Source organism: Halobacillus sp. ACCC02827 (assembly GCF_030291935.1).
In the GTDB taxonomy this organism is placed as follows: Bacteria; Bacillota; Bacilli; order Bacillales; family Halobacillaceae; genus Halobacillus.
Genome location: NZ_CP128168.1, coordinates 2547113 through 2565740, shown reverse-complemented (window position 1 = coordinate 2565740; position 18628 = coordinate 2547113). Strand labels below are relative to the sequence as shown.

The window sequence follows — 18628 nt, the reverse complement described above, 5'->3', positions numbered from 1 at the left end:
GGATGGTTATATCCTTATTATATCAGAGAATTCAGTCAGAGATGCAGAGTCCTTCCAATCCTTTGTGATACACTGATAATTAACAGGGAAGGAGTGGGACTAATGGGGAAACCAAAAGTTTATATTACAAGGGCTTTACCGGAAGCAGTTGTGGAGCCGTATCGAAATGAACTGGATATCGAGATGTGGCCGGAAGCGGAGAAAGCGGTGGACAGGGAGCTTTTAATAGAAAAGGCCCGTCAATCGGACGGTCTCGTGACGATGTTGTCGGAGTCCATTGATGAAGCACTTTTGAAGGAGGCGGAGAGTCTCAAGATTGTCGCTAACTTGGCCGTCGGTTATGATAACATCGACTTGAAAAGTACACAGGAGCACGGCGTAGCGGTAACGAATACTCCGGATGTCCTGTCTGATACGACCGCAGATTTGACATTCTCCCTGCTGACAGCTACGGCACGGAGGATCGTCGAAGCAGATACGTACATAAAAGAAGGGAAGTGGCAGCACTGGTCCCCATTGCTGCTGGCAGGCCACGATATTCACCATAAGACAATAGGAATTGTCGGGATGGGGAGAATCGGTGAAACGGTAGCGAAGCGTGCCACTGGTTTTGAGATGGATATTTTGTACCACAATCGTTCGAGAAACAGGAAAGCGGAAGAAGAACTCGGTGCAGTTTATGTGGATTTTGATGACCTTCTGCGTCGTTCCGACTTCGTTGTTTGTCTGACCCCTTTGACAGAAGAAACCCATCGATTATTTGATAAACAAGCTTTTGCCATGATGAAGGATGATGCGATTTTCATTAATGCTTCACGTGGAGCAGTCGTTGATGAAAAAGCACTGGAACATGCAATTAAAGAAGGAGAAATTGCGGCTGCAGGACTGGATGTGTTTGAAAACGAGCCGATTTCAAAAGATCACCCCCTCCTTCAGCTGCCGCAGATTGTCTGCCTTCCACACATCGGCTCAGCGTCTAAAGAAACGCGCTATGCAATGATGAGGCTGTGTTTAGACAATATCTGCCGCCATTTCCGGGGAGAAACACTGATCAGCCCTGTCCAATAAAAAAACCGCACACCCTCATAAAGGTGTGCGGTTTTCTAATGGTTTGATCAGAAAACTTGTTCTACTTCGTAAATGCCAGGGATTTCTTGTGCAAGCGCACGCTCGATACCAGCTTTCAACGTGATGGTTGAGCTCGGGCAGTTCCCGCAGGCGCCCATCAGGCGAAGGCGTACGATGCCGTCTTCCACATCTACAAGCTCTACGTCCCCACCGTCACGAAGTAAAAATGGGCGAAGTTTATTGAGTACTTCCTGTACTTGTTCATGCATCTTCATCTTCCCCTTTCTAAGTAATAGTATAAAACGAAAGCAGCAAAAAATCTATGGTTGCGTCGTTAAGTCCATTTTTATAATGAGAACTATTATCATTTTATCTTTTTTCAATTCTTTTGTAAAATAAAATAAAAGGATCAATTTAAAGGGGTGGGGTACAATGGGGGTAAAAGTAACGGTGTACGGATCGGATGTCAGATGTGCGAGTTGTGTGAATGCACCCGGTTCTAAGGAAACGTATGAGTGGATCCAGGCAGCGATTGCACGGAAGTATGGAGAGAAAGCAGCAATCAGCTATTCTTATTTCGATATCAACAGGGATGACCAGCCGGATGCGGATGACACACTGCTGGAACAGCTGCAGTCGGATGAACTTTTTTATCCGCTCGTCCTCGTGGAAGAAGAAATCGTTGGAGAGGGAAGTCCCCGGTTGAAGCCGATTTATAAGGCCTTGGAAAGTCATGGGATTGCAGAGCCTTCCTCTACCTGACACGAAATCCCTGTTTTATGGTAAACTAAAGCACATATAGGGTTTCATCCATATAAAGAGGTGATGCGGATGAATCCGACTGTAGAGTTTTGTATCAATAATTTAGCTAATGGTTCCCAGCAGGCGATGGCTGAGCTTGAGAAAGATCCAGATCTGGATGTTCTTGAATATGGTTGTTTAAGAAATTGCGGCTTATGTTCTCAAACCTTGTATGCACTGGTGGAGGGGGAACGGGTAATCGCAGATACGCCGGAAGAACTCGTGGATAAAGTGTATGAACAATTGGACGAAATCCTATAGAGCAGATAAAGGGAAGGTGTCCAAATTCAAGGGATGCCTTTTCTTATGGCGAGCGGGTCGCGCCATTTGATAAAGCGATCGGCAGTTTAGTATACTGACTGTAAGAAGAGAAAGGAGAGGCTTGGGATGATTCTGAACATTACGGAAGCCGCTGGTCACCAGATCAAGGAAATGATGAAGGAAGAAGAAGGAGATGTCCGTCTTCGCTTCGGAGTAAAGGGTGGAGGCTGTAGTGGATTGTCTTATGCCATGGGGTTTGAAGATGACATCAATGAAGAACTTGATGTGATCGATGAATCGGCAGGGATTCCTGTCGTCATCAACCGCCAGGATGTACCGATCATTGAAGGTACGACGATTGACTTCAAACAGAACATGATGGGTGGAGGATTCACGATCGACAATCCGAACGCGATTGTTTCTTGCGGGTGTGGATCTTCTTTCAAAACGGCGACAAATGCAGGTGTGCCGGATCCCAGCTGTTAAATAGACGACAAACCTCCCCTTGTGGGGAGGTTTTTTTACATTGGAAAAAAGACGCCCGATTATCGGGCGTCTTTTTGTTTATCCGAACATGCTTGTGGAGTGCTTCGGCTGCACGCGTGCATCTGGATCTATATATGCTTTTGCATTGTTAACCGCCGTTGGTCCTTCGCCGAATCCGGAGGCAATCAATTTAACTTTGCCGGGATAGGTGCAGATATCTCCAGCAGCATAGATGCCTTCGATGTTCGTTTCCATTTTGGAATTGACGACAATGCTGTTTTTTTCTATTTCCAGTTCCCAGTCCTTAATAGGCCCGAGAGAAGAGATGAAGCCGTAGTTGACGATGACGTCATCCACGTCGATCGTTTCTACACGGTCTCCCTTAACTTCATGAAGTTCCACTTGTTCAATCCGATCAGAACCGATCAGTTTCTCCGGGTTGTAAGGTGTCAAAACTCTTACATTGGATTCATGCAGCTGTGCCACGCTGTGTTCGTGTGCCCGGAACTTATCACGGCGGTGAACTAGCGTAACCTGCTTGGCGATCGGCTCCAGCATAAGTGACCAGTCGACAGCAGAGTCGCCGCCGCCGGCAATCATAACATTCTTATCCCGGAACCGGTCCATGTTACTTACGTGGTAATGAAGGTTTGTTCCTTCGAATTTATCTGTATCGTCAATCTTCAACTTCCTTGGCTGGAAAGCGCCGTTTCCGGCTGTGACAATGATTGTCTTCGTATAATGGACTTCTTTATCGGTGGTAAGCTTGATCGAACCATCTTCCATGCGTTCCACGGAAAGAACTTCCTGGCTGAGCGCAATCGTAGGGTCAAAAGCCATCGCCTGCTCTTCCAAGTTGTCCACGAGTTCCTGTGCCCGAACTTTAGGGAATCCTGCAACATCGTAAATGTACTTTTCCGGATACAGTGCAGTCAGCTGTCCGCCCAGATGGGGAAGGCTTTCAATTATCTTTACACTTGCATCGCGCATACCGCCGTAAAAAGCGGTAAACAACCCGACCGGGCCGCCGCCGATGACGGTTATATCGTATATCTTATCACTCATAATTACCCTCCTGTTCAAAATTACACTAATACATATTCTATCATAAAAAAATTTCAAGTGGGAATACTGAAGGCATGTAAGCCGTTCCAATTGAAGTTACTCCTATGTTCTCTAATGTGCTTCCTTTTGTTGAAAGCAGTTATAATCAGTTTTATCATAAATGAGAAGAAGGAATAATGACAAAAATGTGACGATTTATCCAGAATATGAATGGAATGGAGTGATGAAAGATGAAAAAACCGAATATCGTTATTCTGGGTGCCGGCTATGGCGGCATGATGACGGCCGTCAAGCTGCAGAAGAACATAGGAGTCAATGATGCGAACGTAACGTTGGTTAATAAGCACAGCTATCACTACCAGACCACCTGGCTTCACGAAAATGCTGCAGGTACGCTGCATCATGATCGGACTCGTATCCCTATCAAAGACGTCATCGATACAAGCAAAATTAAGTTGATTCAAGACACAGTCCTCGAAATCAAACCATCTGAAAAGCGTGTACTTCTGGAGGATGGGGAAGTAACATACGACTACCTCGTCATTTCGCTCGGTTTTGAAGCAGCTACTTTTGGAATTCAAGGATTGAAAGAGCATGCCTTCACTATCGGTAGTATAAATAGTGCCCGTCTCATCCGTCAGCATATCGAATATAATTTTGCCAAATATAATACAGAGCCGGATAAAAAGCCGGAGCGTTTAAATATCGTCGTCGGCGGTGCCGGGTTTACAGGGATCGAGTTTGTCGGAGAGTTGGCAAACCGTGTTCCCGACCTGTGCAGGGAATATGATATTCCTCGCGATCAAGTTCGGATCATCTGTGTGGAAGCTGCACCTACTGCACTCCCGGGATTTGATCCCCAGCTCGTAGAGTACGCCATGAATTCACTGGAAGCACGTGGAGTAGAATTCAAACTGAGTGCTATGATCAAAGAAGTGACAGAGAACAAGCTGGTATTTGAGAAGGATGACCAGCGTGAAGAGATTGGGACGAATACAGTTGTATGGGCAGCAGGTGTCCGCGGGAATTCAATCGTCGAAGAGTCTGGTTTTGAAGCCAATCGAGGGCGGATTCCTGTGCGTGAGGATCTTCGGCCGGAAGGATATGATGATGTCTTCATTGTAGGGGACTGTGCTTTGGTCATGAACGAAGAAGCAGAGCGTCCCTATCCTCCAACAGCTCAAATTGCTATTCAGGAAGCGGAGCACACGGCTGGTAATTTGGAACGTCTTATCAAGGGGGAGCGGCACCTGGAGCCTTTCGTCGCGGATCTGAAAGGAACGGTTGCTTCGCTCGGCGATTCAGATGCCATTGGAGTTGTTTTCGACGACAAGAAGCTGTACGGTTGGTCGGCAACGGCGATGAAGAAGGTCATTGATAACCGCTACCTCTTAAAGCTTGGCGGCATCGGGCTCGTCTTAAAGAAAGGGAAATTAAACTTTTTCCATTTTTAAGAAGAAAGCCTTGGCCGGGTTCAATTTATAGTTAGGTATAAAAAAGTGGAGAACGATTCTCCGCTTTTTTATATGCTTCGACTGGTGAGCTTGCGGATTTGATGTAAGCGTTATAAAATGGTACATACTGATCGGCTTGTAAGATTTAGGGGGAAGAAGCGGTGAATATAGTTCAGTTTGTCGTATCCATTCTGTTATTTTTCGTATTGTTTTTCGGTATTTCCTTTCTACTCAACATGATCCTGCGTTCATCCTGGCTCATGGCAGTCGTGTATCCGGCTATTGTCCTGTTAATTGTGGATGATCATCCGTGGACGCAGTATTTCACAGATGCCGGTACGGCATTTCCTGCGGTATGGGAGCACTTGATGAACCTTAAGGTTGTCGATATTGTTATTCTTACCAGCGGCTTTGCAGGTACCATCCTTGCCGGAGTCGTCATTCGTCTTCTGCGACGAAGCGGATATCAGATGTTTTGAACGGACAGCTGCCCCCATTGGAGGCAGCTGTTTTTTGTATAATTATTACCAGCTTGGACATGATGACACCTAGAGGTGATTTCATGAAAAAGTGGACGACCTATATATTTTTTTCCGTTTTGTTTCTATTTGCATGGTACAGTACGGTCACAAATATAACGAATCTATCGATCAAAGATGTGGATGATTGGCTGAAAATAAAAATGGACGGTGAAGAGCCGGCAGAAGAAGTGTCCGGTTCCATGCTGCGCCCGAAACACGTAGCGAGCGCTGCCAATGCGGAGGCACTCGAGAAATTGGAAGCTTCTCTGGATCTTGCTCAGTACGACCGATATGAGGTGACGGCTACGGGTTATACGGCAGGAGTAGAGTCGACGGGAAAGGACGAAAGTCATCCGGCCTACGGAGTTACGTATTCAGGAGTGACGGTGAAGAGGGACTTGTATTCCACCATCGCAGCAGACCTTGAGCTGTTTCCGCTTGGTACGATTCTCTTCATTCCGGGCTATGGCTATGGAGTGGTCGCAGATACAGGCGGTGCCATTAAAGGGGACCGATTGGATCTTTATTATCCCTCGGTTGAGGACGTGTACAAACAGTGGGGGAAACAAACACTTCACGTCTATGTCATTAAAGAAGGTAATGGAGAATTGTCAGAAGAAGACTTGAACAAGATGAATGAACAGGAGTCCATGCAGGTATTCCGTTCCCAAATGATACGATGAAAAAGAACCCTTGCTCCACACGTTGGAGAAGGGTTCTTTTTAGTTTTTCTATCTTTACAGTCATTAATAAAGGAGTGTGTGGAACAAAAAGGTGAGCAGCACGCCGGTCAAACCGCCAAAGAATACTTCGATCGGCTGATGACCCAGCAGTTCCTTCAATTCTTCTTTTTTCTGGTATTCTTCCTTCGCCTGCCAGCTCTTCGCTTCACTTACGAAACGATTAAAGTCTTTTAAGAGGATGTTTAACATAATCGCCTGTTCACCGGTCTGGCGTCTTACACCAGTGCTGTCAAACATAACGATGATGGCAAAAACGCAGGCGACCGCAAAAATCGAGGAGCCGAATCCCTGTTCGATTCCGACACCGGTCGCAAGTGCGGTAACAGCAGCTGAGTGGCTCGAGGGCATACCGCCGGTGCTGAAAGCAAGGCTTGCGTTCAGCTTTCTGGATGCGATGAATTGGATGGGTATTTTGACGATTTGTGCGAATACGATGGAGGCGATGGCCGCCCATAAGGGGAAGTTATGCAATAGATCTAACAGCATGGTGACATCCTTTCTTCCTGCGGTATGTGATGGGAATGTGTACCAATGAATTATTAAGCATTATACCATAGGAGCACGGTCTCCGTCCTACATGCCGTGTTCTGTATTTTAAAGATGGATATCTGGGCATCAGCCCTGCCCGATGCTCTTCCAGGAAGATAAGATAAAAGATAACAGTCGACAGGAGGCAGGCTGATGAAGGAGAAATCCAATAATCTTACTTCCTTTTTATTCGGGGTCCCCACGCATCAAAAAGTAGGTACCATATGCAGTATTGTTACTATTACAGAATGGTACACAGGAAAATTGGAGGCAGTGACGGGTAGTATGCTGTTTATTCGAACAGGAGAGGATCTCCATGAAATACGACGAAATGATGTCCGGTCCGTTCTATAAAAAACGCACCCGGAACGGGTGCGTTTGCATTTATTCTTTAATAGCAGCTTCCAATGCTACTTCAATCATTTCGTTGAACGTTGTCTGGCGCTCTTCAGCAGTTGTTTCTTCTCCTGTCAGAATATGATCGCTGACTGTAAGAACAGACAGGGCCTGACGGTCATATTTGGCTGCCAGTGTATATAACGCGGTTGTTTCCATCTCGACGGCAAGTACATTGTACTTAGCGAGCAGCTCGAACGTTTCCATTGCGTTTTCCCTATAGAAGCTGTCACTTGTGAAGACGTTCCCTACACGAAGTTTCAGACCTTTTTCCGTCCCGGCATCATAGGCGTTTTTCAAAAGTTCGAAGTCAGCAGTCGGCGCATAATCGATGCCGCCGAATACCATCCGGTTCATTTGGGAATCGGTCGTTGATGTCGAAGCAAGGATGACATCTCTTACCTTTACGTCGCTTTGCAGTGCGCCGCAGGAACCTACTCGAATCAACTTCTGTACGCCGTAGCTTTCCATCAGCTCATTGACATAGATGGATATAGAAGGGACACCCATGCCTGTACCTTGTACAGAAATGCGTTCGCCTTTGTATGTACCAGTGTATCCGTACATCCCGCGAACTTCATTGTAGCACGTTGCATCTTCCAGGAAATTTTCTGCAATATATTTAGCTCGCAGTGGATCCCCGGGCAGCAGGATCTTTTCAGCGATATCGCCAGGATTGGCTCCGATGTGTGTTGTCATAGGTATGACCTCCTCATAAATTAAGACTACTTTAAATTACCACACCGCATAAGAGAAAACAAATGCGCTTTCATTGGCTTTGAAGGGTGGTTTTCCCTCATTCGAAATACTGGCGCTCAAGATCTTCGAGTCTATCTTTTGCGCTTTGGTTAAACGTCGTTTCCCTGCGCATTAACTTTTCCTTTAATGCTTCAACGGAGTCTTTTAATGACTGCTTGTACTCCGGGATATCCCCTTCGTACAGATGGACGGCTTCTTTCTGAACGTTTGCTTTTTCCGTATAGCTCAAGGCCTTCCTTTGGTGAAAGAAGACGTCCTCGGTCTTCCCTGGATTGTGCAGGTCTCCCTGCATGGGGTGCTTTGCCACGGCCAACACTTTCACCAGGAAAAATCGATTTCGGTCCTCTACGACTTCGCCTATGTAGATTCCTGATTTATAATGGGCTTTAACGGTGCTTCCCTGTTTTATCTCCGTCATTATTAGACCTCCATATATCTTTTACACCATTATAGCAAAGGTCCTATTCGTTGGAAAAAATGACGGGGAGGTAAGAACAGGGTTTGTGTCTTTGTTATAATGAAATGGAAGGAAGTGGTTTTGCTATGATGGAATTTTTGTACTTTCCAGAGGACAAGTCGGAATACATCCCGGCTGTATTCATGCTGTTGCTTTTCATCGTGTTGGCATCGCTCGCTATGATTTGGATTATCAGGGCCTCTCAGAAAGAAGAGAAGAAGTGGGACAAGCTAGAACAAACACCCGATACCATGAATCGTGAAGATCAAAAGCCGCGGGAAGGGAAATCCTGAGCGGCTTTTTTTTATGATCCCGTTCCTTCCTCATATTTTGTGTGTATAGGGAGATACTATCCATAACTATGTTGGAAGGGCGGATATAGATGGTAAACAAATGGATAGGAACAGCTTTATTGCTAATATTAATGGCCGGGTGCACAGGAGAAGAGAGGTCGCCGCTTGATACGTCGATCTATAATGCAGAGAGCGACAAAATTGGTACGGCCACATTAAAGGAAACGCCGGAGGGTGTTCAAGTGACTTTGAAGGTAGAAGGACTTGAACCTGGTCCACACGGTTTACATATTCACGAGTTTCCTAAATGTGAGCCGCCGGACTTTCAAACAGCAGGTAATCACTTTAATCCACTATCCAAGGATCACGGGTTAATGAATGAGAAGGGGCCGCATGCCGGCGATCTTCCTAACGTCGAAGCGGATGCCAGCGGAATGGTGGATACAGAATTGGTGCTTCCGGAAGCTACCTTGAAAGACGACCAAATGTCCCTTTTAAGAAAAGAGGGCACCTCCTTGGTCATTACGAGTGAAGCGGATGATGGAATGTCCCAGCCTTCCGGTAATTCCGGAGAGCGGGTTGCATGTGGGAAAATTACGCTGAAAGCGGATGGGGATGAAGCAAGCGATCCGACGGAACCAGATAAAAAAGAAGAGTAGATAAAAAGCCGCCCGGCCGGGCGGCTTTTTATCTACTCGCATTTCTATTTCCTTGCAGCCTCGATAATTCGTGATACACCTTCTTCAATGGTAGAGCGGGGAGCAGCGATATTGATCCGCATAAATCCTGTTCCTGCTTTACCGAAGGAGACGCCGTCATTTAAACCGACTTTTGCCTGTTTCTGCATGAAGGATTTGAGTTCGCTGTGCTTCATTTCCAACCCGGTACAGTCAAGCCAAAGCAGGTAGGTTCCTTCCGCAGGAAAGACACGTACAGCGGTTTCGTTATGGAGCCTTTCCATAACGTAGTCCCTGTTTTCTTCCAGGGTTGTCATTAGTCCTTCCAGCCACTCTTCGCCGTGCTCATATGCCGCCTCCATTGCTGTAAGCCCCAGAGTATTCAACATACCCATTCCTTGATTTTTAAATTGCTTATCAAGCTTCTCTTTCGATTCTTTATCAGCAGTTACGACGAAAGATGCTTGTAGCCCCGCCAAATTAAACGTTTTGGTCGGTGACATGCAGGTGATAGTCTTTCTGCTGACGTCTTCAGAAACAGAGGCGATTGGAATGTGACGGTGCCCGCTGTATATAAGATCCGCATGTATTTCATCAGCAATAATTCGGACATCGTGCTTAAGGCAAATGCTGCTCAACCGGTTCAACTCTTCCCGCGTCCAAACACGTCCGACCGGGTTATGGGGATTACAGAGAATAAATAATTGGACGTTGTTTTCTTTAATTTTCTTCTCAAAGTCCTCAAAATCAATTTCATATTTGTTTCCTTCTACGATCAGCGGGTTCTCAATGATGTGACGCCCGTGGTCCCTGACTACGCTGTAGAACGGTGGATAGACCGGTGTCTGGATAATGACGTTGTCACCAATATCGGTCAATGATTGAATGATCATATGAAGCGAAGGGATGACACCGGGACTGTAGGTAATCCACTCCGGATCGATGGACCAATCATGTCTAGTCTGAAGCCACTGTACGATCTGCTGCTTTACGCGGTCATCTGGGACTGTATAGCCGAAGATGCCGTGATCGACACGTTCCTTTATTGCTGCCGTTACCGCCTTGGGGGTCTGAAAATCCATGTCTGCTACCCACATAGGAAGAACGTCTTTATCTTTATACAATTCTTCTGCCATATCCCATTTGACAGAGCGGGTTCCCTTACGTGAAATGACTCGTTTGAACTGTTCCAAAACGATGGCCTCCTATACTTTTAATTTCTGTAATCTATCATAACCGAAAATCCATGGAAGAAGAAAATATGTTGTTTGACCGGGATGATGGGGAAAAGAGAGCAAAAAAAAGAAGCAAAGCGAACGTTCGCTTTGCTTACACAGGGGGAATACGAGAAAGTCTTACATTATTTAATATATCCAGTTTTGATAGATTATAAACCTACTTTTTCATTTTTTTTGCTGATTTAATTCATAAAGTAGTTTCATAGCATGAAGAACGTCTTCTTCCGAGAAATCCCGTGTCTTTTTCAACAAGAGTTTAGTCCGCTTGACGCCCACTTCTGCAATCAAGTTCTGCAACTCTTCATCAATGGTTGTATCTTCTTCTTGAAATTCCATCAGTTCGGATGCCGGGATATCCAGAACGGTTGATATTTTAAGGATGGTATCTAATTCCGGGGCGCGCTCATCTGTTTCGTAGCTTTCCAATGTTTGGACGCCCATTCTCGCTTTCAAGGCGAGCTCTTCTTTAGTGAAATTCTTTAACTCACGGTATTTCCTAATATTATTTCCTACAGACATACAGGTTCCTCCTCTGTCATTATTATCTATTATACCATGTTCAATAATGCACAAAGTGTCGAAATTCCGAAAAATAAAGGGTGTTTATCAAAACTGTACTTTGCTTATTGGAGGTTTTTGTGCTAAAATCATTAATTGCGTGAAATGAAGCGAATAATAACAAATCAGGAGTTGTATAGAATGTCAGAGAAGTTCCAAGAAGGTCAAGTATTAGAAGGTAAAGTTACAGGAATTCAGCCCTACGGTGCTTTCGTTGCATTGGATGAAAAAGTTCAAGGTCTTGTGCACATTTCAGAAGTTACCCACGGGTATGTGAAAGATATTAATGAGCACCTTTCTGAAGGTGATGAAGTTCAAGTTAAGATCTTGAACATCGACGAGAAGAGCAACAAGTATTCTCTATCTATCCGTGCGACACAGGAAGCTCCAAAGGCAGCACCACGTCGTCCGCGCAAGCAGGCTGCAGCACCAAAGCATGAAGAATCAACTGCAGGTTTCAACACGCTTAAAGACAAGTTGGAAGATTGGATCAAACAATCGGACGACCGCGAAAAATTCCGTAAATAATGTACAGGTAGAAAAAGCCGGGTCCTCTAGGACCCGGCTTTTTTTTATTCAGTCGTTTCCGCTGTCCGGTCGCTGTATTCTGCTGCCGGTGAGAAGTAAATGGAAATGGCGATAAGTCCGCTGATCCCTACAAGTGTATATATGACACGAGCGAAGGCACCGCTTTGTTCGCCACCGCCGAATAGTCCTGCGACTAAATCATATTGGAACAATCCGATCAATCCCCAGTTGATTGCGCCTACGATGATAAGCAGAAGGGCGATACGTTGAATCCAACTCATGGTCCAACCTCCTTTTTTTTATAAGTTCATGGTTCGTCTTTATAATTGAACAAGCGGGTCGTATTTATTCATCAAGCATTTCTTTTGAGATATCATCTGAATTCGGGGATAATAATCATCGAATGTTCATGAAGGGAGTTTTATCAATGGATGCATTTAAATTTCATAATCCGACGAAATTAATTTTCGGACAGAACCAAGTGACACAATTACAAACGGAATTACCTGAAAATACAAATAAAGTTCTCCTCGTTTATGGAGGGGGAAGCATCAAGCGTAACGGCGTGTATGATGCAGTTGTGGCGGAATTGAAAAAGGCAGAGGTAGAGGTTTTTGAACTTTCCGGTGTAGAGCCAAACCCTAGACTTTCCACGGTTAGACGCGGGGTCGAGGCATGCAAGGAAAACGATATCGACTTCATCCTCGCTGTAGGCGGTGGAAGTGTCATCGACTGCACGAAGACCATTGCTGCTGGAGCCAAATACGATGGTGATGCCTGGGATCTTGTTACAAGAGAGGCGACACCAGAATCAGCGCTTCCGTTCGGAACGGTCCTTACCCTTGCTGCTACAGGTAGTGAGATGAATGCCGGTGCGGTCATCACAAATTGGGAAACGAATGAGAAGTACGGCTGGGGTGCTGCGCCTTTGACAAACCCTATGTTCTCCATTTTGGATCCCGCCTACACGACAAGTGTTCCGAAAGATCAGACTATCTACGGAATCGTAGACATGATGACGCACATGTTTGAACAATATTTCCACAATCCGACCAAGTCACCGGTACAGGATGAAATGATCGAGGGCGTCCTGCGTGCTGTCATGGAAACGGCCCCTAAGCTTCTTGATAATCTGGAATCTGTCGAGTATCGTGAGACGATTCTATATGCTGGAACGATCGCACTTAACGGTATGCTGCAAATGGGATATCGCGGAGACTGGGCGAGTCACAACATCGAGCATGCTGTTTCCGCCGTTTATGATATTCCACATGCTGGTGGACTGGCGATTCTCTTCCCTAACTGGATGAAGCATAACCTGGAAGTGGACCCGTCCCGTTTCGCTAAACTTGCGACAAACGTATTCGGCGTCAATGCAGAAGGTAAGAGCGAGAAGGAAGTGGCGGAAGAAGGAATCGATGCTTTGAGAAAATTCTGGTCTTCCCTCGGAGCGCCTGAGCGACTTGCCGATTACGAAATCGGAGAAGAGAAGTTCGACGTTATTGTCGATCGTTCCATGAAACGAGGAGCTTTCGGGAACTTCAACAAGCTTAAAGAAGACGACGTACAGAAGATTCTGGAAATGTCCAAGTAATGGAGAAAAGGTGCGGGCTGCCCGCACCTTTTTTGATGAATTCTATTTGTACACGCTTTCATGAAAGTGCTTGCTTGATTTGGATGAAAGGTTCCGATAAAGTGAAAAGTGGATGAAGTAAAATGATGATTTGGAGGGACATATATGACACACGTTCGTTTTGATTACGAAAAAGCTTTGCCGTTCTTTGGTGAACATGAACTAGAATATATGCAGGGAGCCGTTTCTCTGGCTCATAAGAACCTACATGAGAAAACCGGTGCAGGGAACGACTTTTTAGGCTGGGTTGATCTGCCTGAAGATTATGATAAAGAAGAGTTCTCCCGCATCCAAAAAGCAGCAGAGAAGATTCAATCCGATTCTGATGTTCTTTTAGTCATCGGCATCGGCGGATCTTATCTTGGTGCCCGTGCAGCGCTGGAAATGCTGAACCACAGCTTCTACAATGTACTCGGTGGAGAAGAGCGAAAAACTCCCCAGGTATTCTTTGTAGGAAACAGCATCAGTCCTTCTTACATGAACGACTTGTTCGATGTGCTTAAGGATAAAGACGTTTCCATCAACGTCATTTCGAAAAGCGGAACGACGACGGAACCTGCTATTGCCTTCCGTGTATTCCGTAAGTTCCTGGAAGAAAAATACGGCAGGGAAGAAGCGCAGAAGCGCATCTATGCTACAACGGATAAGAATAAAGGTGCCCTTAAAACACTTGCTACCGAGCAGGGCTATGAATCCTTCGTGGTACCAGATGATGTAGGCGGCCGTTATTCTGTTCTTACTGCCGTTGGTCTGCTGCCTATCGCGGCAAGTGGTATCGACATCGTGGAAATGATGAAAGGCGCGCAGCAGGCTCGTGAAGAACTCAGCACGGACAAGCTGTCGGAAAACCCTGCTTATCAATATGCTGCTGTAAGAAACGTTCTTTACAACAAAGGCAAAACAATTGAAATGCTTGTCAATTATGAACCGTCCCTTCAGTATTTCGCTGAATGGTGGAAACAGTTGTTTGGAGAAAGTGAAGGCAAAGATTACAAAGGAATCTTCCCGGCTTCTGCCAACTTCTCTACAGATCTGCACTCTCTCGGACAATATATTCAGGATGGACGAAGAGATATGTTTGAAACGGTCCTTCACGTGGAGAATTCCAATTCTGATATTACGATCGAGGAAGACGAGCAGAACCTGGACGGTTTGAACTACCTTGCAGGGGAGACAGTCCACGAAGTCAACGAGAAGGCATACCTCGGTACAATGCTCGCTCACACAGACGGAGATGTGCCGAACTTGATCGTTCACCTTCCGAAGCGTGATGCTTTCACCTTTGGTTACCTTGTGTACTTCTTCGAGAAGGCTTGTGCAATCAGCGGATACCTCTTGGGTGTCAATCCGTTTGACCAGCCCGGCGTAGAAGCGTATAAGAAGAATATGTTCGCTCTTCTGGGTAAGCCTGGCTTTGAAGATGAAAAAGAGAAACTGGAGAAAAGACTATAAAGGTAGTAAATAGCATAAAGAGGGGGATCATCCATAAAAAGGATGATCCCCCTTGTTTTATTTGGGCATAGTAAAAGAGAAAGGAGTGATGAGCGATGATACCACTATCTTCCCCGCTTACAGGAACGACTTATAAGTTTAATGAACTGGAGAAGGAACTTCAGGGTCTCGGCTTTAAACTAGCGGATAATTGGGATTATGAGCATGGTTATTTCGATTATAAAATTGATGATCATGTCGGCTACCAGTTTATTCGTCTTCCGTTCGTCGTGACCTCAGGATCTTTGGACGCACCTAGTGATTATGCACTTGTGGAGATGAAGGAACCCTTTCTGCTCTCCCATAAATATAACCCGGGTCTCGATGATAATGTGAAAGAAGGGAATTTCCGAGCCATTTTTGATCAATTTCAAGAGCCTGTCGATAAAGATGCCAGTTTCCCTGAAGAACACGTGCATACAGGGCGGGAGTTGTTAAAAAAGGTGGAACAAGCATTACTTACGAAGCGGTGAGAAAACAACGAGCACGTCTCCCTCTTGCAGCGTAAGGTCCGGATGGATGTGAAACAGCACATCTTCCCTGCGGCGGACAGCGATGACCTGGTAACAATCTTTCATATAGTATTGGAAGGCCTCCGTGACAGGATTTCCAATCAAAGACTTTGGAACAGCTTCTTCATGAAACTGCCGTTCTGCAAGCAGGCCGAGCAGGAGTTCGAACGGCTTCGCCGGATCATTCCGGTAGAGTTCCTGATAGAAGAGGCTGCTCATGAAGTCATTGGAGCGAATGACGGTATCCGCACCGGCCCGTTCCGCATTAATTTTCTGCTTATCTGTCAGTACTTCTGCGATAATAAACAGCCCGGGGTGGTGTCCCTTTGCGGCGACAATCTGATGGATGACGGACTGATCGGACTGTTCTTCTGATAAAGAAGGATCCGCAGTGATGATGGCAAGTTTGGCATGAAGCAGATTTGCCTTCTCCAACGTTTCTTCATTCGTCGCGCTGCCGCTGATGAAGTGGACAGAGGGAAGGCGCTGATAAAAGGTATTCATCGTTCTGTCGATCAGCACGACTTCTTCCGGCTGCTGATGCTTCTGAATCATATCGATCAAATGTCTTGTCCGCTCGTTCCACCCGATGAGGACCAGGTGTTTGGCTCCTTTGTACGGGACTTTTCCTTCCGATAGATCCGTCTCATGCTTGACGGTGGAAGCGGAGAGTGTAGCCATGTAGAAAGTGACCAGTCCACCACCGGATAAGATCAGCAGGATAGCCATCAGTTTACCATAGGGACTTAATGGAACATAGTCGCCATACCCGACGGTTGCTCCCGTAACGAATGCCCACCAGATTCCGTCAAAGACGGTTGGAAAGTTTGCGGGTTCAATCATATGGATGACGAATCCGAACAACGTCATCGTAAAAAACACCGTTGCTAACAATCTCAGAAACAGTGGCAGTTGAAAATATAAACGTACCCAATGCTGCATGGCTTTGGTGCCCCTTTTTTTATCTACAGTATGTCTCTGGAAGAACGTATTCAAACATAGAAAAAGCCTGCCGCACGACAGGGCAGGCGGCAAGCTGTTAATAAGAAAAGAATGTCTTCTTTAAATCTTCATACACATAATTCCAAAAATCATGATGATCACGGTAAGCTTTCGTAATGAAGGTAAGCATTTCTTTCTGTTTTTCATTAAAGTCTTCGGCCTCTTTATCCGGAAGGCCTTGTCTTGCTGTATCAATGAACTGTTGGACTTCGGGCGCTCTCGGTCCCCAGTTTGCCACTTCTTCCCCATTCTTATCCATCAAGATGATTTTCGGGATAGAACGGGCACGTCCGTCTGTCAAATAGTTGTCCATTAAATCCAAATTCTCATCTCTCAAAAGGAAGTGAACTGGTATTTGAGCTGCTTCCGCCATACGAAGGAAAATGGGTACATTCATCATGGCATCTCCGCACCAGTCTTCGGTTAACACAATCGCTCGAAGTCCGTTCATTCGGGAGCGCGTAAATGTTGGTTCATCTTCGACCGGTATCCCGAAATTTTCGTATATATAAATAAAGTTTTCCTGATGTGTCTGCATTTGATCGACGTACGTTTGTGCCGTCATTCCATTGTTAAACCATTCTTCTAAGCGCATAACTAATTCCTCCTCAAAAAATCCATACAAGGTCTTGTTCCCGTTCCCGCAAAGGAATATGCATCCGATTAATGTTTTCCCCGTTATTTTTGATATGATGGAAAGGTGAAGGAGGAGTAATTATGAATGAAGATCGACTTAATTTCTTAATGGAACTATTGACTACCCCGTCCCCCTCCAGCATGGAGATGGAGATACAGAAGAAATGGATTGCGGATATGGAAGAAGCAGCGGATGAGATAAGAACCGATAATGCCGGTAATGCGATTGCAGTCCTTAACCCGGATGCGGACTTCAAGATCCTGCTTGCAGGTCACTGTGATGAAATTGCATTAGTCATCAACAGGATTGATGAACAAGGATATCTCCATTTTGATAAAATGGGAGGCATCAATCCGAAAGCAGCTGTCGGTATGAAAGTGAGAGTCCTTGGGGAAGAAAAGGAGCTGACAGGAGTGATCGGCGTCAATGCGCAGCACCACGGAGGCTTAAAAGGGGATTTCGGTGTGGAAGATCTCTTTATCGATTGTGGAGCAAAATCCAAGGATGAAATCGCAGAGTACGTGCAGATTGGCGATCTTGCTGTCTACAAACGAGAGCCTGAGATACTTATGGATCGTTACATAGCAGGTCGTGGACTGGATAATAGAACGGGGCAGTTCATCGTTGGGGAAGTTTTACGACGGTTAAAGGACAAGAAGCTCCGTGTAGGTGTTTATGCGGCGAGCACGGTCAATGAAGAAACGAACATGGGTGGTGCGTACTTCGCAGCAGCGGGCATACAGCCGAACATGGCGATCGCCTGCGACGTGACGTTTGCCACGGACTACCCTGGAGTAAATAAAAGCAAATATGGAGACGTCCGGCTCGATGGTGGACCGGTTCTTGCCAAGGGAGCGCCGATCAACCGTAAGATCAACAAATGGCTGGAACGCTCGGCCAAAAAGCTGAACATGGACGTCCAGTACGAATTGACACCAAGGATGACAGGCACCGATGCGGATAAGATGCGGTTGACGGGAAGTGGAGTACCGGTCAGTCTCGTCTCTTTACCACTCCGTTATATGCACTCTCCAGTTGAAACAGTAAGCATGAAGGATATAGAAGAGGAGATTGAGCTTCTCGTCGACATGATTGCCGGTATGACCGGGGAAGAAAGCTTGAATCCACTTGAAGATTAAGACAGGGAACGTCCGGATATTTATCCGGGCGTTTTGTCTTGTTTTGGTTAAGAGTAGTCATAGTTGGCAAGAATAGCAGATATAATCTTTCTAATATGAGGGAGTGATCTGCATGGAGCGGGAAAGACTACACGAACAAATTTTGTCTTTGAAAGGGAAAATTTGCGCGGGCCAGCTGCAGCTGCAGGGATACGATGATTATCTCCTGCTTCAGCTTGATAAAGTGAAAGACAGTGAGGACGGACTGGTGGATGTATCGACAGTATCTTCGACGTTGAAGTTGTTCATCGACGCGACGGAAAAAGTGAAAGCGGCTCCTGAGAAGCGGCTGAGCTGAATTATAAGGTAAAAAAGAGCGGAGCCGTCAGGCTTCGCTCTTTT

Annotated in this window: 26 protein-coding genes; 16 read left to right on the top strand and 10 right to left on the bottom strand. The window is 45.8% G+C overall.

Annotated elements, in window-relative coordinates; all coding sequences use genetic code 11:
• Nucleotides 1–102 precede the first annotated feature (102 nt).
• Nucleotides 103–1068, top strand: a complete 966-nt coding sequence (locus QRD89_RS13625; RefSeq protein WP_008635711.1) for a 2-hydroxyacid dehydrogenase — start codon at nucleotides 103–105, stop codon at nucleotides 1066–1068.
• Nucleotides 1069–1115: 47 nt separating this feature from the next.
• On the opposite strand, the gene QRD89_RS13620 is transcribed toward QRD89_RS13625, so the two are convergent.
• On the bottom strand, nucleotides 1116–1337 hold the full coding sequence (locus QRD89_RS13620; RefSeq protein WP_008635710.1) for a NifU family protein: 222 nt from the start codon (nucleotides 1335–1337) through the stop codon (nucleotides 1116–1118).
• 163 nt (nucleotides 1338–1500) lie between these two features.
• Between QRD89_RS13620 and QRD89_RS13615 the strand changes: the two genes are divergently transcribed.
• The 3 genes from QRD89_RS13615 to QRD89_RS13605 all read left to right on the top strand — a co-directional run bounded on the left by QRD89_RS13615 (nucleotide 1501) and on the right by QRD89_RS13605 (nucleotide 2616).
• Entirely contained in the window at nucleotides 1501–1830 is a 330-nt protein-coding gene (locus QRD89_RS13615; protein WP_008635709.1) for a YuzD family protein, read from the top strand.
• A gap of 69 nt (nucleotides 1831–1899) precedes the next feature.
• The gene (locus QRD89_RS13610; RefSeq protein WP_008635708.1) at nucleotides 1900–2130 is read left to right on the top strand and encodes a YuzB family protein; all 231 of its coding nucleotides are present in this window, start codon (nucleotides 1900–1902) and stop codon (nucleotides 2128–2130) included.
• Nucleotides 2131–2256: 126 nt separating this feature from the next.
• Complete coding sequence (locus QRD89_RS13605) at nucleotides 2257–2616, top strand: HesB/IscA family protein (protein WP_008635707.1); 360 nt, start codon at nucleotides 2257–2259, stop codon at nucleotides 2614–2616.
• 78 nt (nucleotides 2617–2694) lie between these two features.
• Here QRD89_RS13605 and QRD89_RS13600 read toward each other — a convergent pair whose 3' ends face one another.
• A complete protein-coding gene (locus tag QRD89_RS13600; protein WP_008635706.1) occupies nucleotides 2695–3681 on the bottom strand; it encodes an NAD(P)/FAD-dependent oxidoreductase in 987 nt (328 codons plus the stop codon).
• Between the two features lie 230 nt (nucleotides 3682–3911).
• Here QRD89_RS13600 and QRD89_RS13595 point away from each other — a divergent pair, with 230 nt between their 5' ends.
• The 3 genes from QRD89_RS13595 (at nucleotide 3912) to spsC (ending at nucleotide 6339) form a co-directional block, all read left to right on the top strand.
• Nucleotides 3912–5135, top strand: a complete 1224-nt coding sequence (locus QRD89_RS13595; RefSeq protein ID WP_286095450.1) for an NAD(P)/FAD-dependent oxidoreductase — start codon at nucleotides 3912–3914, stop codon at nucleotides 5133–5135.
• A gap of 161 nt (nucleotides 5136–5296) precedes the next feature.
• The gene (locus QRD89_RS13590; protein WP_008635702.1) at nucleotides 5297–5614 is read left to right on the top strand and encodes a YuiB family protein; all 318 of its coding nucleotides are present in this window, start codon (nucleotides 5297–5299) and stop codon (nucleotides 5612–5614) included.
• An 83-nt stretch (nucleotides 5615–5697) separates the two neighbouring features.
• Entirely contained in the window at nucleotides 5698–6339 is a 642-nt protein-coding gene (spsC, locus tag QRD89_RS13585) for a stationary phase survival protein SpsC (RefSeq protein ID WP_008635700.1), read from the top strand.
• Between the two features lie 63 nt (nucleotides 6340–6402).
• Here spsC and QRD89_RS13580 read toward each other — a convergent pair whose 3' ends face one another.
• Nucleotides 6403–6885 carry a divergent PAP2 family protein gene (locus tag QRD89_RS13580; RefSeq protein ID WP_008635699.1) on the bottom strand — a complete coding sequence of 161 codons (483 nt, stop codon included), beginning with the start codon at nucleotides 6883–6885 and terminating at the stop codon, nucleotides 6403–6405.
• Nucleotides 6886–7080: 195 nt separating this feature from the next.
• On the opposite strand from QRD89_RS13580, the gene QRD89_RS13575 reads away from it, so the two are divergent.
• The gene (locus QRD89_RS13575) at nucleotides 7081–7281 is read left to right on the top strand and encodes a hypothetical protein (protein WP_026578271.1); all 201 of its coding nucleotides are present in this window, start codon (nucleotides 7081–7083) and stop codon (nucleotides 7279–7281) included.
• A gap of 30 nt (nucleotides 7282–7311) precedes the next feature.
• On the opposite strand, the gene deoD is transcribed toward QRD89_RS13575, so the two are convergent.
• Nucleotides 7312–8022: a purine-nucleoside phosphorylase gene (deoD, locus tag QRD89_RS13570; RefSeq protein WP_026578272.1), complete on the bottom strand. Its 711-nt coding sequence runs from the start codon at nucleotides 8020–8022 to the stop codon at nucleotides 7312–7314.
• Between the two features lie 97 nt (nucleotides 8023–8119).
• A complete protein-coding gene (gene kapB, locus QRD89_RS13565) occupies nucleotides 8120–8500 on the bottom strand; it encodes a kinase-associated lipoprotein KapB (RefSeq protein ID WP_008635689.1) in 381 nt (126 codons plus the stop codon).
• Between the two features lie 125 nt (nucleotides 8501–8625).
• Between kapB and QRD89_RS13560 the strand changes: the two genes are divergently transcribed.
• Both QRD89_RS13560 and QRD89_RS13555 read left to right on the top strand, forming a co-directional pair.
• The gene (locus tag QRD89_RS13560) at nucleotides 8626–8832 is read left to right on the top strand and encodes a hypothetical protein (protein WP_008635681.1); all 207 of its coding nucleotides are present in this window, start codon (nucleotides 8626–8628) and stop codon (nucleotides 8830–8832) included.
• A gap of 89 nt (nucleotides 8833–8921) precedes the next feature.
• Nucleotides 8922–9491 carry a superoxide dismutase family protein gene (locus tag QRD89_RS13555; protein ID WP_026578273.1) on the top strand — a complete coding sequence of 190 codons (570 nt, stop codon included), beginning with the start codon at nucleotides 8922–8924 and terminating at the stop codon, nucleotides 9489–9491.
• 44 nt (nucleotides 9492–9535) lie between these two features.
• Here the strand turns inward: QRD89_RS13555 and QRD89_RS13550 are convergent, their stop codons facing one another.
• Complete coding sequence (locus QRD89_RS13550) at nucleotides 9536–10702, bottom strand: MalY/PatB family protein (protein ID WP_008637542.1); 1167 nt, start codon at nucleotides 10700–10702, stop codon at nucleotides 9536–9538.
• 210 nt (nucleotides 10703–10912) lie between these two features.
• Nucleotides 10913–11266 carry a helix-turn-helix domain-containing protein gene (locus QRD89_RS13545; RefSeq protein WP_008637544.1) on the bottom strand — a complete coding sequence of 118 codons (354 nt, stop codon included), beginning with the start codon at nucleotides 11264–11266 and terminating at the stop codon, nucleotides 10913–10915.
• A gap of 180 nt (nucleotides 11267–11446) precedes the next feature.
• Here QRD89_RS13545 and yugI point away from each other — a divergent pair, with 180 nt between their 5' ends.
• Nucleotides 11447–11833, top strand: a complete 387-nt coding sequence (yugI, locus tag QRD89_RS13540; protein ID WP_008637545.1) for a S1 domain-containing post-transcriptional regulator GSP13 — start codon at nucleotides 11447–11449, stop codon at nucleotides 11831–11833.
• 44 nt (nucleotides 11834–11877) lie between these two features.
• Here yugI and QRD89_RS13535 read toward each other — a convergent pair whose 3' ends face one another.
• Nucleotides 11878–12114 (bottom strand): DUF378 domain-containing protein, encoded by a 237-nt coding sequence (locus tag QRD89_RS13535; protein WP_008637547.1) that lies wholly within the window; start codon nucleotides 12112–12114, stop codon nucleotides 11878–11880.
• Nucleotides 12115–12260: 146 nt separating this feature from the next.
• Between QRD89_RS13535 and QRD89_RS13530 the strand changes: the two genes are divergently transcribed.
• From QRD89_RS13530 to QRD89_RS13520, 3 genes are all read left to right on the top strand, one after another.
• The gene (locus tag QRD89_RS13530; RefSeq protein ID WP_286095449.1) at nucleotides 12261–13427 is read left to right on the top strand and encodes an iron-containing alcohol dehydrogenase; all 1167 of its coding nucleotides are present in this window, start codon (nucleotides 12261–12263) and stop codon (nucleotides 13425–13427) included.
• Between the two features lie 144 nt (nucleotides 13428–13571).
• Nucleotides 13572–14918 (top strand): glucose-6-phosphate isomerase, encoded by a 1347-nt coding sequence (locus tag QRD89_RS13525; protein ID WP_008637550.1) that lies wholly within the window; start codon nucleotides 13572–13574, stop codon nucleotides 14916–14918.
• Between the two features lie 95 nt (nucleotides 14919–15013).
• Nucleotides 15014–15430, top strand: a complete 417-nt coding sequence (locus tag QRD89_RS13520; RefSeq protein ID WP_026578276.1) for a YugN-like family protein — start codon at nucleotides 15014–15016, stop codon at nucleotides 15428–15430.
• On the opposite strand, the gene QRD89_RS13515 is transcribed toward QRD89_RS13520, so the two are convergent.
• Together QRD89_RS13515 and QRD89_RS13510 are read right to left on the bottom strand one after the other, a co-directional pair.
• Nucleotides 15413–16411, bottom strand: coding sequence for a potassium channel family protein (locus tag QRD89_RS13515; RefSeq protein ID WP_008637552.1), 999 nt, complete (start codon nucleotides 16409–16411; stop codon nucleotides 15413–15415). The two genes, QRD89_RS13520 and QRD89_RS13515, sit on opposite strands and share 18 nt — an antisense overlap.
• 97 nt (nucleotides 16412–16508) lie before the next feature.
• Entirely contained in the window at nucleotides 16509–17066 is a 558-nt protein-coding gene (locus QRD89_RS13510; RefSeq protein ID WP_286095448.1) for a thioredoxin family protein, read from the bottom strand.
• 122 nt (nucleotides 17067–17188) lie between these two features.
• Between QRD89_RS13510 and QRD89_RS13505 the strand changes: the two genes are divergently transcribed.
• A complete protein-coding gene (locus QRD89_RS13505; RefSeq protein ID WP_026578278.1) occupies nucleotides 17189–18247 on the top strand; it encodes a M20/M25/M40 family metallo-hydrolase in 1059 nt (352 codons plus the stop codon).
• A gap of 112 nt (nucleotides 18248–18359) precedes the next feature.
• The gene (locus tag QRD89_RS13500; protein ID WP_008637555.1) at nucleotides 18360–18584 is read left to right on the top strand and encodes a hypothetical protein; all 225 of its coding nucleotides are present in this window, start codon (nucleotides 18360–18362) and stop codon (nucleotides 18582–18584) included.
• The last annotated feature ends 44 nt before the right edge of the window (nucleotides 18585–18628 follow it).

Coding starts and splice junctions, on each gene's coding strand:
- yugI (WP_008637545.1), top strand. CDS start 11,447: ATGTCAGAGAAGTTCCAAGAAGGTCAAGTATTAGAAGGTAAAGTTACA.
- QRD89_RS13555 (WP_026578273.1), top strand. CDS start 8,922: ATGGTAAACAAATGGATAGGAACAGCTTTATTGCTAATATTAATGGCC.
- QRD89_RS13520 (WP_026578276.1), top strand. CDS start 15,014: ATGATACCACTATCTTCCCCGCTTACAGGAACGACTTATAAGTTTAAT.
- QRD89_RS13595 (WP_286095450.1), top strand. CDS start 3,912: ATGAAAAAACCGAATATCGTTATTCTGGGTGCCGGCTATGGCGGCATG.
- QRD89_RS13620 (WP_008635710.1), bottom strand. CDS start 1,337: ATGCATGAACAAGTACAGGAAGTACTCAATAAACTTCGCCCATTTTTA.
- QRD89_RS13625 (WP_008635711.1), top strand. CDS start 103: ATGGGGAAACCAAAAGTTTATATTACAAGGGCTTTACCGGAAGCAGTT.
- QRD89_RS13580 (WP_008635699.1), bottom strand. CDS start 6,885: ATGCTGTTAGATCTATTGCATAACTTCCCCTTATGGGCGGCCATCGCC.
- QRD89_RS13575 (WP_026578271.1), top strand. CDS start 7,081: ATGAAGGAGAAATCCAATAATCTTACTTCCTTTTTATTCGGGGTCCCC.
- QRD89_RS13600 (WP_008635706.1), bottom strand. CDS start 3,681: ATGAGTGATAAGATATACGATATAACCGTCATCGGCGGCGGCCCGGTC.
- QRD89_RS13615 (WP_008635709.1), top strand. CDS start 1,501: ATGGGGGTAAAAGTAACGGTGTACGGATCGGATGTCAGATGTGCGAGT.
- spsC (WP_008635700.1), top strand. CDS start 5,698: ATGAAAAAGTGGACGACCTATATATTTTTTTCCGTTTTGTTTCTATTT.
- QRD89_RS13505 (WP_026578278.1), top strand. CDS start 17,189: ATGAATGAAGATCGACTTAATTTCTTAATGGAACTATTGACTACCCCG.
- QRD89_RS13560 (WP_008635681.1), top strand. CDS start 8,626: ATGATGGAATTTTTGTACTTTCCAGAGGACAAGTCGGAATACATCCCG.
- QRD89_RS13500 (WP_008637555.1), top strand. CDS start 18,360: ATGGAGCGGGAAAGACTACACGAACAAATTTTGTCTTTGAAAGGGAAA.
- QRD89_RS13610 (WP_008635708.1), top strand. CDS start 1,900: ATGAATCCGACTGTAGAGTTTTGTATCAATAATTTAGCTAATGGTTCC.
- QRD89_RS13605 (WP_008635707.1), top strand. CDS start 2,257: ATGATTCTGAACATTACGGAAGCCGCTGGTCACCAGATCAAGGAAATG.
- QRD89_RS13535 (WP_008637547.1), bottom strand. CDS start 12,114: ATGAGTTGGATTCAACGTATCGCCCTTCTGCTTATCATCGTAGGCGCA.
- QRD89_RS13545 (WP_008637544.1), bottom strand. CDS start 11,266: ATGTCTGTAGGAAATAATATTAGGAAATACCGTGAGTTAAAGAATTTC.
- QRD89_RS13525 (WP_008637550.1), top strand. CDS start 13,572: ATGACACACGTTCGTTTTGATTACGAAAAAGCTTTGCCGTTCTTTGGT.
- kapB (WP_008635689.1), bottom strand. CDS start 8,500: ATGACGGAGATAAAACAGGGAAGCACCGTTAAAGCCCATTATAAATCA.
- QRD89_RS13515 (WP_008637552.1), bottom strand. CDS start 16,411: ATGCAGCATTGGGTACGTTTATATTTTCAACTGCCACTGTTTCTGAGA.
- QRD89_RS13530 (WP_286095449.1), top strand. CDS start 12,261: ATGGATGCATTTAAATTTCATAATCCGACGAAATTAATTTTCGGACAG.
- QRD89_RS13510 (WP_286095448.1), bottom strand. CDS start 17,066: ATGCGCTTAGAAGAATGGTTTAACAATGGAATGACGGCACAAACGTAC.
- deoD (WP_026578272.1), bottom strand. CDS start 8,022: ATGACAACACACATCGGAGCCAATCCTGGCGATATCGCTGAAAAGATC.